Source organism: Desulfoplanes sp. (genome assembly GCF_054921335.1).
In genome coordinates this window covers 1-14,805 of the sequence record NZ_JBUDSQ010000004.1, presented here as the reverse complement: position 1 = coordinate 14,805, position 14,805 = coordinate 1, and the positions used below count along the sequence as shown (strand labels likewise).

10 protein-coding genes are annotated in these 14,805 nt (G+C 54.7%); 4 read left to right on the top strand and 6 right to left on the bottom strand.

The window, feature by feature from the left end; all coding sequences use genetic code 11:
- Positions 1-51 precede the first annotated feature (51 nt).
- The 3 genes from ACY692_RS01725 to ACY692_RS01715 form a co-directional block, all read right to left on the bottom strand.
- A complete protein-coding gene (locus ACY692_RS01725; RefSeq protein ID WP_462323603.1) occupies positions 52-1,434 on the bottom strand; it encodes a sigma-54-dependent transcriptional regulator in 1,383 nt (460 codons plus the stop codon).
- Positions 1,431-3,662, bottom strand: coding sequence for a sensor histidine kinase (locus tag ACY692_RS01720; RefSeq protein ID WP_462323671.1), 2,232 nt, complete (start codon positions 3,660-3,662; stop codon positions 1,431-1,433). The genes ACY692_RS01725 and ACY692_RS01720 overlap by 4 nt, the downstream gene beginning before the upstream one ends.
- 119 nt (positions 3,663-3,781) lie before the next feature.
- Positions 3,782-4,402, bottom strand: a complete 621-nt coding sequence (locus ACY692_RS01715; protein WP_462323602.1) for a DUF4390 domain-containing protein — start codon at positions 4,400-4,402, stop codon at positions 3,782-3,784.
- Between the two features lie 62 nt (positions 4,403-4,464).
- Here ACY692_RS01715 and ACY692_RS01710 point away from each other — a divergent pair, with 62 nt between their 5' ends.
- Entirely contained in the window at positions 4,465-4,932 is a 468-nt protein-coding gene (locus ACY692_RS01710) for a 23S rRNA (pseudouridine(1915)-N(3))-methyltransferase RlmH (protein WP_462323601.1), read from the top strand.
- 11 nt (positions 4,933-4,943) lie between these two features.
- Here ACY692_RS01710 and ACY692_RS01705 read toward each other — a convergent pair whose 3' ends face one another.
- A complete protein-coding gene (locus tag ACY692_RS01705; protein WP_462323600.1) occupies positions 4,944-6,035 on the bottom strand; it encodes a glycosyltransferase in 1,092 nt (363 codons plus the stop codon).
- Positions 6,036-6,047: 12 nt separating this feature from the next.
- Entirely contained in the window at positions 6,048-7,667 is a 1,620-nt protein-coding gene (locus ACY692_RS01700) for a glycosyltransferase family 4 protein (RefSeq protein WP_462323599.1), read from the bottom strand.
- Positions 7,668-7,799: 132 nt separating this feature from the next.
- Here ACY692_RS01700 and ACY692_RS01695 point away from each other — a divergent pair, with 132 nt between their 5' ends.
- Complete coding sequence (locus tag ACY692_RS01695) at positions 7,800-9,317, top strand: sensor domain-containing diguanylate cyclase (protein ID WP_462323598.1); 1,518 nt, start codon at positions 7,800-7,802, stop codon at positions 9,315-9,317.
- Between the two features lie 102 nt (positions 9,318-9,419).
- Here the strand turns inward: ACY692_RS01695 and typA are convergent, their stop codons facing one another.
- A complete protein-coding gene (gene typA, locus ACY692_RS01690) occupies positions 9,420-11,255 on the bottom strand; it encodes a translational GTPase TypA (protein ID WP_462323597.1) in 1,836 nt (611 codons plus the stop codon).
- A 795-nt stretch (positions 11,256-12,050) separates the two neighbouring features.
- Between typA and ACY692_RS01685 the strand changes: the two genes are divergently transcribed.
- Both ACY692_RS01685 and ACY692_RS01680 read left to right on the top strand, forming a co-directional pair.
- Positions 12,051-12,893, top strand: a complete 843-nt coding sequence (locus ACY692_RS01685) for a universal stress protein (protein WP_462323596.1) — start codon at positions 12,051-12,053, stop codon at positions 12,891-12,893.
- Complete coding sequence (locus ACY692_RS01680) at positions 12,890-14,440, top strand: glycine betaine uptake BCCT transporter (RefSeq protein ID WP_462323595.1); 1,551 nt, start codon at positions 12,890-12,892, stop codon at positions 14,438-14,440. The genes ACY692_RS01685 and ACY692_RS01680 overlap by 4 nt, the downstream gene beginning before the upstream one ends.
- Positions 14,441-14,805 lie beyond the last annotated feature (365 nt).

The following is a 14,805-nucleotide window of genomic DNA, read 5'->3' as shown; positions in this document are numbered from 1 at the left end:
ATACCGGCCCATGCGTACGCACAGGAGCAGTTTTTTTGAACAAGGGATCCGTTACGGACTGATATTGTAGGCCTTGAGCTTACGGTAGAGATAACTGCGCTCCAGCCCGATGGTTTCGGCCAGCTTGGTAATGTTCCCGCTGCATTCGGTGAGTTTTTGCTTCAGATACTGGACTTCGAATTCATTCCGGGCGGCCTTGAAATCAGAGGGCATGGAGGCAAACCCACGTTTATCATCGCCCGGTGGAGGAGAGGGACGGGACCAATCCTTGCGGTACTCTGCTGGCAACATGGCCGCGGTGACGACCTGGCCCTGATACAGGATGAAAATCCGCTCCACGAAATTTTTCAACTCCCGCACATTTCCGGGCCAACGGTATCCTTGCAGGGCCGCCAACGCATCATCGGAGAAGCGCATCGGCCTAAACCCGTGTTCTTCGACCATGGAGTCCATGAACTCCCCGAGGATCGACACGATATCCCCTTTGCGTGCCCGCAGCGGAGGAACCTCCAAGGGGAACACACGCAATCGATAATACAGGTCCTCCCGGAATCTGCCCTCCCGGATCTCGGCCGAAAGGTCCTTGTTCGTGGCGGCGACCACCCGGACATCCACCCTGATGGTTTTGCTCCCGCCCACCCTTTCGAAACATTGCTCCTGAAGAATCCGCAATATCTTGGCCTGGGTCTTCAGACTCATGTCCCCGATCTCGTCCAGAAAAAGGGTACCGTTGTTCGCCAGTTCGAATTTGCCCTTTTTGGACCTGTCCGCCCCCGTGAAAGCCCCCTTTTCATGTCCGAACAACTCCGACTCGATAAGCTCTTCCGGAATGGCCGCGCAATTGACCGCGATGAGGGACTTGGCCGACCGACGGCTTTTGGCGTGTATGGACCGGGCCACAATCTCCTTACCGGTACCGTTCTCCCCGGTAATCAATACCCAGGCATCAGTAGGGGCGACCTGGGCGATCATTTCTCTAAGAGCAACCACGGGTTCGGAGTTTCCGGTAATCTCCCGGACATGGCGATCCTTTATACGGGAACGCAGATCCTTGTTCTCCTCCTTGAGGCTCCTGAATTCCAGGGCCTTTTGGGCGGTGACCACAACCTTTTCCAGGGAGAGGGGTTTTTCTATGAAGTCAAAGGCCCCCTTCTTGATCGCCCCCACGGCCGTTTCAATGGTTCCATGCCCAGAAATCATGACCACGGGGACATCCGTTCCCCGGGCCTGGATGCCATCGAGCACCGCCAGACCATCTTGACCAGGCAACCAAATATCCAAAAAAACCAAGTCCGGCTCGGCCTGAACAAAGACCTCCAATCCTGACTCTCCATCTTCGGCATCCAGGACACCGTATCCTTCGTCCTCCAGGATGCCGCGGAGGGAAAACCGGATATCCTTTTCATCATCGATAATTAGAACGGTTGTACTCATGAAGGCCGACTCCATCGTGCCTGTTCCTTGCCGGCAGGCAGTTCAATGACAAACGTGGTTCCTCTGGGGCTGTTCGGATGAACGCGGATATACCCGTGGTGGTCGTCGACGACCGACTTGACGATGGTCAATCCAAGACCGGTCCCTCCACGCTTTGCGGAAAAATAGGGTTCGAAAATCCTGGACCGCTCTTCAGGAGCAAGACCGGGGCCATTGTCAGAGATTTCGATGCGTACCCTGTGGAGCGCCTCTACATACGTGACAACCAGTCTGACCACCCCTGATCGGGATGTTCCCAGGACCTCAGCCGCATTCAGGAGTATGTTCATGACCACCCGCTTGATAGCCTCCCGATCGAACCTGAATTGGGGGAGCTCGGAAGAAGATTCGAGAAACCAGGATATATGTCCGTGGCTTTGTTCGAAAACGGCCACGGTCTCTGCGAGCACCTCCATGATATCGCCATGGGTGGGGTTGAGTTCGGGAAGCTTGGCAAAGGAGGAAAAATCCTTGACCATTCCCTGCAAATGCTCAACCTGACGGATGATCAGCTGCGTGCATTGGGTCAGGACCGGGTCGCTGATCCGCGGGGCAAATTTGCTTTCGATGCGCTGGGCGGAGAGCTTGATGGGGGTCAGGGGGTTCTTGATCTCATGGGCAATGCGCCGGGCCACCTCTTTCCACGCCTCCATGCGCTGGATTTTCTCAAGCTCCGTGATGTCCTCGAAAACGGCCACGATCCCAGAATCCGTGCGGGAATCCTGGTGCAGGACGACGGCATTGACCAAAAGACGCACATCCGAGTCGCCTACCTTGAGGTCGATCTGGCGCTGCCACTGGGAAGAGGGGAGTTCGCGCAGTTGGGTCAACACCTCCTGGACCATGGAGGCAAAATCCCCCTGCAGGAGTGTCACCGGTGAGCTGCCCATGACCGATGCGGCATTGATCCCGAGAATGGTCTCGGCAGCATTGTTGAAGGTGTTGATCCGCCCCTGACCATCCAGCGAGATGACCCCTGCGGTGATATTGTCCAGCACGGCCTCCATGTATTGGCTTTTGGACTCCAGCTCGGCGTTCTGGCGTTCCAGCCTGTCTTTGGCCCGCTCCAAACCGATCTGGCTGTTTTCCAGATCCATGGCCATCTTGTTGAAGGACTGGACAAGAAGCCCCAGCTCGTCACCGGATTCATCATCGATGCGCACACCGAGATCCCCCCGGGCGATACGTTTCGTCCCGATGGCCAGGGCCTGGATGGGTGAAGAAATCTCCTTGGCCAAACGGAATCCGAACCACGTGGCCCCTAGAATGATCATCAGGGTCATGATCCCCAAAATAAAATACAGGGCAACCTTCAAAGGATATTTAAGGGTCCGCAACTGTTTGTACTCATTGACCCCCTTGACGATCTGATCAAGTTTGAACAGCAGCCCCTGGGGAAGCGTCGCCCCGAGCACCAGATACCCCGTCTCCGCCCGGTCCACGGGAACAATCCCTACAACGAGATCGGCCTTTTTTCCCGGCCACACCGCGGACCAGAAACGGTGGTCCTTTTCCAGTTCATTCCAGGCGATCCCCTCCTTGATCTCCGGCCATGAGCTCTCCCATTCCGGACTATCGTGCCAATTCTGTTCCTTCCGATCGGGGGTCAGCACACCGATAAGGGACAAATCCAGGTCAGCACGCCGGGAGACCAAAAACCGGTCCATGCCTTTGCCCCCCCATACGAACTCACTCGTTCGGATGGTCTCGATAATCGACCCGCCCTTTCCTTCCAGTCTTCCCTTGACCGAATTGTACACCGCCTGCCCAACCGTCAATGCCTGTTCCATGGATCCCTCTACCTGCGCCTTGAACCAATAATCCACAGAGGTTTGCACGAACTTGATGGACAGAAAAAACATGAGCAGAGTGGGGATGATGGACAAGGAGAAAAAAATGACCACCAGCCGGGTCCTGAGCTTGGCCCCCAGCACCTTGCGCCTGCGCTCCAGGGCCAACTTGACCACATTACGCACGACCAGGAACAGGACCAGGAGCAAGAGGATGAGATTGAGATTGAAGAGTCCCAGAAAGAGATAGGAATTGACCCCAAAAAACTTGAGCTCTACCCAGCTCAAAACGCCGATCAATATGACCCCGAAAAGGGCCAGCCAGAGCTCACGCTGACGCTTTTTACGTTCATGCACGACATTGGGATGCAGACGGATCGGATGTTCGGAGTGGGACATAAAAAAAAGAGAGAAGGGGTTTCTGGCCCGCCTGGCCCGAAAAAGAGTCATTCCTGGACGGATCCACTCTCAGCGGTTTATGGTCTTTCGTTGTAGGATGAAGGGGAAAAAATACCGCTTCAGTACGCAAACTCCATTTCGAAATGCTTCTCGGGCACCAGATCCCACGACCAAAAAAACAGTGGCACACGTATCCACGCGGGGATCCCAACCCGTTGCAGGGTCAACTGAAGACGGATAACGTAGTCGTTGTCTTTTTCGACCGCACTCCATGGTCCAAGCGGTGCCACCAAATGATCGAGCTCACCATGGAGGATGCCTGAAAATTCGGAGACGGGAAAACGGGTTTCCTTCTCTCCTATACGCAAAACCCCCTCTTGGGTCAGGGGATCCAGACGAAGGTCACAAGAAAAATCACTCTGCGCCAAGAATTCATCCAGCCAGAGAGACCGTTTCCGGAAGAGGGAGGCCTGGCTCGTGAAGCGGAGCCTGAGCCCCTCATCCAGGGCCGCCCGGACCTTCTGGACATCTCTGAAATGGACACCGTAGTGGAGAGTCATCGTTCCATTGGTGTTGTCGACGACCATATTTTCCAAGACAAGGGTTTGGGCCCAACCGGTGGCCCCGCCAAGAACCACGAACATGCACACCACGAGCAATAGGCACCGCACAGCGGTGCCCCTCCCCCCCTTGGCCTGTCCCCTTCCCTTGCGGCGAAAAAGATACGAAAATCGTAACATAATAAAAATTTACTCCATCCCTATCGCTTTGACAACCATCCAGGATTCTCCTAGCAAATCCCATGCTCCGGATAAAATACATTTTTGTCGGCAAGATCAAAACGCCCTATTGGTGCCAAGCGGCCACCCATTACGACTCAAGGATCAAGCGGTGGTACAAATGCCAGGAAGTGACCATCAAGGACGGGACCGGCCGGGACAGGGGGGAAAAAAAGGAGCGTGAAGCCCGGGCCATCCTCAAAAAAATAACCCCCAAGGATCTCGTCGTCTGCCTTGACGAGCATGGCCAGACCATGACCTCGACCATTTTCTCCAGCCATCTGCAAAAATGGTTCGAAAATCCGGCCAAGAGTCCCTGCTTTGTCATTGGCGGGCCTTACGGACTTTCCGGGCAGGTCCTCGAACGCGCCGACCTGCGTCTTGGTTTCGGTCCCATGACCTTTCCCCATGAACTGGCCAGGGTCATGCTCCTCGAACAAATCTACCGGGCAGGATCGATCCTCAAGAACCTCCCCTACCACCACGATTGAGCCCCCCGTGGTCACCCCATCCGTTCGTATACCCGCAGGAATCCTCGGGCCATAGTCTCCACGCAAAATTTTTTCGCCCCCACCCGACGGGCCTGTTCTCCCATCCGTTTGCAGCCCATGGGACGGCGCAGCAGTCCGACAATGCTCTCGACAAACCCATCGTTATTGCCGCGTTCCACGAGGATCCCGGTCTCACCATCACGTATCTGTTCGTCGATGCCGCCTTCGTTATAACTCACGCAAGCAAGCCCCTGGGCCATGGCCTCAAGGATAATCAGGGGATGGTTGTCGGCCCGTGTCGGATAGACCAGCAGGGTAGAACGGGCCATTATCGAACAAAGAAGTTCATGGGGGGCATAAGGCAGGATGGTCAGGTCATGGGCTATCCTGGAAACATCGCCTCCAACGAAAATGGCCTTACATTCGGGCACGGCCGCTTTGACCCGCTTCCAGATAAACCGCCACTCGTCACCGCCCTTGAGTAAAGCATGCTCCCCCCCATGGGCAACGAAAAGCAGGGTTGGCCCGCTCATGGGTCCCCTTGCCGAATGCGCACCCAGAGAGCTGGGTCCCCAGGGAACCCCATTGGGGACCACATGGATCTTCTGGGCGGGATAGACGTCCCTGGCCATCCTGGCCATCCACCGCGACGGGGCCGTGAGCACCGGATCGACCGCGCGGACCAGAGCACGGATCCGTTGGGCCCGATCTCCGACACCATCAATCCCTTGGGGACAGGCTATTCGACATCCCTGCCGCCACCCAGGGCAGCCCATTGCTGATGCACATCCCCCTGTCAACAGTTTGGCATCATGCAGGGTAATGACCGGTCTGACACCATGGCGCTGCAATCCCCCCAGCAATTGGGTCCATGAGTCCGTTGCATGGACATGCAGCAGACCGCTGGGACCGACCCTTTGTCCGACCCTTTGGGGAGGGATCACCGGAGTGGGGGGATCCCTGCGGTCACGGATTTCGCATGTCATCCGGGCAGGAATACCCAGGTGGAAAAATTCTCCGCAGAGCAGATGACTGATCCTTGCCGCCCCACCCTGGCACCCCAAAAGGGAGTGGAGGATGATATGTCGGTCTCCTTCAAACACCTGACCTCCTCTTCAACCCGGCGTCACATGGCTGTATGGGGAACCACAGTCCACAATCTGGATGAGATCGTGCTTGAGTGACCACATGACGACAAACAAAACAAGGTCTTTCCCCAGATGGGGATATTGGTCGGCCATCCTTTGCACAAGACTTGCGCACGGGACGGGCTTTCGGGCGAGGAACAGAAGATATCTTATTCTCTCCGGTGTCACCCACTGCTCCAATCCGGCATAGACAAGAGGGAATTCCCGTTCATGATAGATGTTTTTTCCACAGCGTGTCCAGACAAGCTCCATAGAGGCCGATACGTGTTCCGTGCAATACGAGCCGAACACCCTGCCATAGGAAAGGGCCTGGGGGTGTGCGGTCGCAAGACCGTTGCGTGCGACGGGACGGTCCCACAATTCATCCCAAAGCGTGACATATTTTTGCACAATCCGGTCCCAGGAGAACCGGGACACGATCCGGTCATGGGCAGTACGCCCCATGCGTTGCCGGAACGGAGCGTCCTGGACGAGCCGAAGGAGCCTCTCGGCCAGACAGGGGACCGAAACAACCGTACCCTGGGCCAACCACAGATGGTAGTGGTAGTCGCTGACCAGGGGAGCCATTTCGTCGACAAACCCTGTTCTCTCGCTACCCAATGTGGGAACGAGCAGCCCGGTCTGGTTCTCAAGGACGATATCCCGATATCCGTCAAAATCGGAAACGACCACCGGCAGTCCCATGCATCCCGCCTCCAACAGGCAGAGTCCAAACGTTTCCTGGGGGTTGTCGGCCAGGGACACGAAGATGTCGGCCACCCCGAACAAACGCCTTTTCTCGTTTTCGTCCGGCGAGGGGATAAGGTCCAGCCGCAGGTTCATATTCCGGGCAAGTGCTTTCAGGGTTCCAGGAAAATCGTCTTTTGGCCCGACCCACCCAGCAATGATCAAGCGTACCGCCGCCCGGTCGGTCCCCTGGTGAAAAATCCGCTGCAGGGCCCGTAAGAGGGGAAGTATGTCCATTTTGGAGTGCGGGCTGATGCGACCAAAGACAAGGATGACCACCTCCCCGTCCTGAATATTTTTTTCCCGTCTTGTCCGCCGCTTCTCCGGTCCGGTAAATGGAGTGAATCTGTCCACATCTATCCCCAGAGGAATGATGCGGCAATCCGGTTGGATAGAGTCAACGACTCCTTGTCCAGAGCATGCACGGGCCTGGGCAAAAAGATTCCCGACGACGTCCTTCCCCCCCCGAGAAGAGGTGACGATGCAGTCCCTGACCGTGGTTCCTTTCCATAATTGCCCCCCCAGATCACGAACATAGCGTGTCGGGCTGAGAGAATGGGTGATACTGGTGATGGGAAAAATATGCCGGGAATGTTTGTTCCTCAATGCTGCAAGATACGCGGGCCAATTGATACAGTCCGAAAGATGGAAGCAGTGATAGTCGTGGGCGCATAACTGACAGGGGAGCTCCCTTCGCAGGTAAAAACGAACGTCAGCCCCGGGATCCGGCATCAGATCCACAATGGATTCTTTTGTTTTCCGGGAGGTTGCATGATCTGGGAAAAAAAAATGGTAGCCGTCGAAAAAGCCGGACCGGGCCAGAGCCCGCAAAAATCCGGCGTTGGCCATCTTCCTACCCATACGTTCCCCGCCTTCCAAAAACGGGTCGAGCGTTCCCCAGATCCGGCGTTGTCTCACAATTGGCCTTTTGATTGCATTAAAAGATCCAACGTCATTTTTTTCCGTCAGCACACTAACCGCAAGGGTCCGAACATGCATATGCCACAGCCGCGAATACCCCACCCACGCACGAATCCCAAGGTAATCATCTGGACGATCGGACTGGGAGATGACGAATTCCAAGCCATGCTCGACCTAAACATTCCAGGGGTCCAGATCCAACAACAAACAGTCAATGGATTGACAGACCCGGTACAGGCAGACCCATCACCATGTCTTACCATCATGTCCTTGACCCAATGGGCCTCTCTCGCCCGGCAGCAGCGCAAGGAGATATCCGAATCCGAGCCAAACAATCTGGTTCTCCTACTCAATGGTTCGGAACCCGCTAAAAATTACGGGATAGAGGACATCATCGCCCAGCATTTTCTGGACACCATCAGCCTGCCCCTGACCGGGACAAAGATTGAAAGCTGTCTGGCCAAGGCCCGAGAGATCACCACGGTATACGACGACATATACAACATGACCAACGAAATCATGCTTGAACGTGAACTCTTGTCCAGAAAAAACGAACAACTTGATTTCTTAAACAAAATTTTGACCAAGGCAAGCAAAAGCCTCGACCCGGGAGAGATCATCAACCAAGCGGGCAGGGACCTGAACATCCTCCTTGAAGTGGAATCCGTCATGGGAATTTTCTGGAACAATGACGCCCCCGCATTCATGTCTGCGGAAATCTTCGTTCCCCCCAATATTGGAGAACGCGTCCGGGATGAATGGATCGGCTATCTTCTCGACCAGGCGGAACGCCATTCCCGTTACGCAGTGAAGACCTACCAGGTAGACCTGCTGGAAAAGGACCCGACCCTGTTCAAACGGATCGACTGCCCCGAACCATCGACATTGATCCAACTCCCCCTGATATGGGACGGGAAGACCTTTGGGGTTTTGTTCGTCATATCCAACCAGGCCGGCCTTCTTGGAAGGGACAAAGTCGCTGTTTTACACGCAGTGGGCAACCACCTCGCGCTGGCATTGCGCAACGCCCTCCTCTACCGACACATGCAAAACCAGGCCGACCACGATGGATTGACCCGTATATTCAATCGCCAAAACTTTGAAAAGAAGATCGTCAAGGAGCTCAAACGGCACCAGCGCTACCAAAATGAACTGGGGCTGCTCATGCTCGATCTGGATTATTTCAAGCGTATCAATGACGACTATGGCCATCTTGCCGGGGACATGGTTTTGCGTGAAGTATCCGATATCCTGCGGACGACCATACGGGAATGTGACATCCCCGCCCGGTACGGCGGAGAAGAGTTCGTCATCATTCTTCCCCAGACCACCGAGGAACAGGCCTGGCTTCTCGCCGAACGCATCCGGAAAAAAATCGCCGCACACCGGTTCAAATTCCAGGAGCACTATTTCCAAATCACCACGAGTATCGGCATCTCGTCCATCAAACCGTCCATGCTCAAACCGGCCGACTATCTTGTCCACCTTGCCGACCAAGCCCTCTATCGGGCCAAGACCAGTGGCCGGAACATGGTCTGCAAATCAGCCCCAGCCGAGCAGGGGTACCTCTGTGACGCGGCCTCAAAATAGGGGCGCATGTATCACCCCCATCAAGGGGCGGGAAACCAATCCCGCCCCTTTTTTTCATGGCCTGTTCTGAACGCACGCACCGGGATGTCCAGGTAGAGACTTCTATTTTCCTTTTCTCTTCTTTACCGAACCGGCCAGACTATGGCGGTCCCTCGCCGAAAGCACCACCTTGCGCAAACGGATGTTCTGGGGGGTTACCTCGACCAATTCGTCTTCCTTGATAAAGTGTATGGCCTTTTCCAGTGTCATGGGTAAAACCGGGGTGAGCACAACGGCCTCATCCTTGCCCGAGGCCCGCATGTTGGTCAATTTTTTGGTTTTGCAGGGATTGACGTCGATATCGTTGTCCCGGTTGTTCTCGCCCACAATCATCCCTTCATAGACCGGTTCCCCAGGAACGCAGAAGAGACAGCCGCGGGGCTCGAGATTGAACAGGGCGTAGGGCACGGCCTCTCCCCGTCTATCAGCAACAAGCGCCCCGCTGAACCGACCGGGGATCTCCCCGCAATAGTCCCCATATCCGGCATAGAGCGAGTTCATGATCCCCGTCCCCTTGGTATCGGTCAAAAACTCGTCCCTATATCCGATCAGCCCCCTTGAGGGAATGGAAAACTCCATCCTGACCCGGCCCTTGCCATTATTGACAAGATTGACCATTTTTCCCTTACGGATGGACAATTTCTCCGTAACCACCCCCATAAAGGTTTCCTCGCAGTCTATGAACACCTTTTCCATGGGTTCCTGGCGTCTTCCGTCATTTTCTTTGAAGATGACCTCCGGTCGTCCGATATTTAGCTCAAATCCTTCCCGGCGCATGGTTTCGATAAGGATGGCCATCTGGAATTCTCCCCTGCCCTTGACCACAAACGCATCCTTCTCTTCGGTCTCCTCGACCTTTATGGCCACGTTGAGCAGGGTCTCCTTGAAAAGCCGTTCCCGGATGACCCTCGACTGGACCAGCTTTCCCTCACGGCCCGCAAACGGGGAGGTATTGATGAAAAAACGCATGGACACGGTGGGTTCATCAACGGTGATCCGTGGCAATGGTTTGGGGTGTTCCTTCGTGCAAATGGTGTCGCCGATCTTGACATCCTCAATCCCAGAAAGGACGACAATATCGCCGGGCCCGACCTCTTTGACCTCCTGGTAGCCCATACCCTCATACACCTGGAGCTTGGATACCTTGAGCGGGAGGTTCTCCCCACCCGCGGCCAGACAAACGAGGGAATCATTCGACCGGACCACCCCGTTAAAAACCTTGCCCACGGCCAATCGACCCAAATAATCCGAATAACCGAGGTCCGAAACGAGCATCTGGAAGGGCTCATTGTCGTCGTATCTCGGGGAGGGGACGTTTTCCATGATGGTATCGAAAAGAAGAGACAGGTCCCCGTTTGCATCCCCAGGTGCCTCTTTGGACACACCGAGCTTGCCGATGGTGTATAAAACGGGAAAATCCAACTGCTCTTCCGAGGCATCCAGGTCAATGAGCAGGTCATAGACCTCGTCAAGGACTTCGTCCGGACGGGCATCCTTGCGATCGATCTTGTTCACGCACACAATAATGGCCAGGCCGGCCTCCAATGCCTTTTTCAAGACGAACCGGGTCTGGGGAAGCGGACCCTCTGATGCATCCACAAGCAAAATAGCCCCCTCGGCCATGGACAGGGATCTCTCCACCTCGCCACCAAAATCCGCGTGGCCGGGAGTATCGATAATGTTGATTTTTACCCCGTTGTACATGACCGCGCAGTTCTTGGCGGCAATGGTGATCCCGCGTTCCCGCTCCAGATCCATAGAGTCCATGATCCGCTCGTCGACAGTCTGCCCTTGGCGGAATACGCCACTTTGCTTGAACATGTTGTCCACCAGGGTCGTCTTGCCATGGTCGACATGAGCGATAATGGCGATATTACGAATATTCTTGTTCTGTTCCATGTCATATCTTCCTTGATTGCTCGTGGTTCTGTCCCTGTACAGAGAGACGTTCCAGCCTCCCGCGTGTCGGGCACGCGGGAGGCTGGACCACGTTCGTCCAATAAAAAACGGTCCAACAACCCTGCTGAACCGTTTCTGGGGTTCCCCAGTTTATGCCTGCATCAAGTATGCAAACCGAGGAGTAAAGGCAAGGATATTTCCTTGGCCTCCCGGTTCATCTCTGGTATCCAGAGCCACTGCCCAGGCCGAGGTCCGTCATTTGCCTGTTCCAGCGCCCTCCCGGTCCGCAGCTCCCATTGAGCATCTATGATTGCCCGTGGGCCGCTATGCAGACATATTTTGATCCGACATATGCCCTTTTGACAAAATTACTTGATATATCGTAACTATTTTGGTCGGATTTTTACTATTACAACATAGATGCTCCTACAAAAAGTCAAAAATCGGGATCCAAGCCCAAAACCATATTTTATAACGACCTGATTTTACCCAACCCCTTCAACTTAAACCTTGACCCTGCCTGCAAAAATCTTTTTTTTTGCAGGCACACCAACATAGTAAAATTTACCGTCAAATCTGAGTGCTGTTCAAAAAAAATGAGAGGTCGGGGGATGTAGGAAATGAGAATTCTACACGCTACCCACCTACAATTTCTTGAATTTCTTAAACTTGCAGTTCTGATCCTTGGAAAACGTACCTGGATGGTAACGATATAGCGTACCTATTCAGATCAAAATTCCGACATTATACTAGCTAATCAACCCGTCTTCGTCCACCCATACCCCCCTCCATGCCATGCTCCAAAAAGCCGCCCTCAAAATAAGTCTCGAAGAGCCTATAAAGAAATTGCTCGAGATGGTCTCCCTGTTGCATCATTATGGGACGAAAAAAATCCACCTCATCCATGTCAGGACCAAGACCAGTTTCCGCCGTCATGAACAGCTGGAGATACAGCTCGAAGCCATACGTGAGGAGATAGAACGCTTGGGGTTCTCCGCCCACGCACATATCCGCACCGGGCATGCGGCATCGGCGTTCATGGACATGGCCGAGGAACTAAGGGTCGACTATGTGGCCCTGTACTGGATGCCCAAGGCAGTGCTCAAACAGGCCCTGCTCGGGAGTATCGATTCGGACATCCTGCGCATGACCAATCTCCCCATTTTCATCCACAACCACAAATTCCTAAGACCCGTGAAAGAACTGGGGAGCGTTCTCTATGCAACGGATTTCAAATTCACCGATGGTGCAGCCATGCCCTACTTGATCAACGAACAGTTCAGGGCCCATACCCTGTACCTACTCCACGTGGGGAGAAGAGCGCCGGATCCCATGACAGAACAAAGGCGCGAGGAACACGTCCGCACGAATCTTCAACGCCTGGCCCAAGAATGCGCCCACGCCTACGACAACGTAGAGGTCATCGGGACAATCGGTTTTGTCCGCTCAAAAATTGTCAAACACGCTCGCTCAAAGAATGTCGACCTGATCGTGGTCGGCAAATCAGAACGGCCGGACGCCATGAGCAAAATCGTCGGCTCCACCGCTGAGATCCTGCCGCACAAATCACCGTGTAGCGTATTCATTATCCCCTCAATCTGCACACTCCCGAACCAGCCCGAGAGGAACCGTTCATGAAGAGTATCCGAAAAAACATCGTTTTTGCGGCCTCCCTGCTCATTGTCATGGTCCTCGTCCTAGTCGGCGTTGGCTCTCCCGCCCTGCTCGATAAATGGACCGTTGTCATGCACAAGACCATTATCAAAAATTTTGGCTGGACGTACCTGCTGTCCGCCTTCCTCTTTTTGCTGTTCAGCCTATTTATTGCCTTGAGCAAATACGGTGAAATCCGGCTCGGCAATGACCATGAGAAACCGCGATTCTCCTATTTTGGGTGGTTCAGCATGCTTTTCGCCGCAGGAATGGGCATCGGACTCATCTTCTGGGGGGTAGCTGAACCGTTGAGCCATTACTTGGACCCGCCACCGTACATACAAGCGGGGTCGGCGGATGCGGCCAAATTTGCCATGCGCTACAGCTTTTTCCATTGGGGTATCCATCCCTGGGCCATCTACATCGTCATGAGCCTGTCCATCGCCTATTTCTCATTCAGACGGGGGATGCCCCCCCTGATTTCAAGCTGCTTCTATCCCCTTCTCGGCAACAGGATATACGGGATCGCCGGCTATTGCATAGATACGATGGCCGTATTCGCTACGGTCTTCGGCATCGTCACCTCCCTGGGACTCGGAGCCATGCAGATCAACAGCGGACTCGCCTCTGTGCTCCCATTCACGGCCAACTTCACGAGTACCCTGGTGATCATCGCCGTGGTTACGGTCCTGTTCCTGATCTCCAGCATGACCGGCCTTGACCGCGGTATCCAGATGTTGAGCAAGGCCAACGTCATGCTTGCCGTTCTCATCCTCGTATTCATGCTTCTGGTCGGACCGACCAATTTTTCGATCAACGTCTTTATCAGTACCCTTGCCGATTATGCCTCGTCCCTATTTACCATGAGTCTATCCACCAATCCCTTCAGAGGGATTGAATGGACCCAGAACTGGACGCTGTTCTACTGGGCCTGGTGGATATCCTGGTCACCTTTTGTCGGCCTGTTCGTTGCCAGTATTTCCCGGGGAAGGACCATTCGGGAGTTCGTGACCGGATCACTCCTTGTTCCCACCCTGCTGACCTTTGTCTGGTTCTCCGTGTTTGGGGGAGCGGCCTTCCACCTGGAACTCCACCAGGATGCAAACATCGCCGCAACAGTGGCCCAGGACGTATCCACCGGCCTCTTCAAGCTCTACGCCTATTTTCCGCTGTCCAGTGTACTGACCATCCTCACGGTGGTCCTCTTGGTTGTCTTTTTTGTCACTTCGGCCGATTCCGCCACCTTTGTACTGGCCATGATGACCTCGGGAGGACAAGAAAATCCACCGGGGAAGAAAAAAATCGTTTGGGGACTGACGGTATCTACAACAGCGGCAATCCTACTTTTTTCCGGTGGCCTCAAGGGACTCCAGAGGATGGCGATCGCTGCCGCGCTGCCGTTTACCGGAATCATGCTCCTCATGTGCCTGAGCCTGCTCCGGGGGGTACACTACGAGCTCACCCAGGAACGAGGAGAACGCAACGATCCCGACAAACAACCCCCTCCAAGCGGCGAAAAGTCCGGATCATAACAGCCGGAAGGAACCCTTGCAGATGTGCCTGCAAAAAATATATTTTTGCAGGCAGGGTTACTGTTTAAGTTGAAAGGTAAAGTAAACTCATATTGTTACAGAATATGTTTTTGGGCTTGAACCCCGCTTTTCGAGTTTTTGCAGGAGCATCCTTGCAGGCCCCCCCCCCTGGCACGGGGGGCCACCCAGCAACGCCTCGACGGATCCAATCCCCGGCCCCCAAGAAGTATCCCCGCGTATCTGCCCCCGGTCCCCCCGCGTCACCCGCAGTCTCAGGTGGCCCCCTGGTCACCGGGATCAATCAGGTCGGTAAACGCCAAAGAGCCCCTGCAGTTTGCACTGCAGGGGCTCTTTGATAAAAAGAA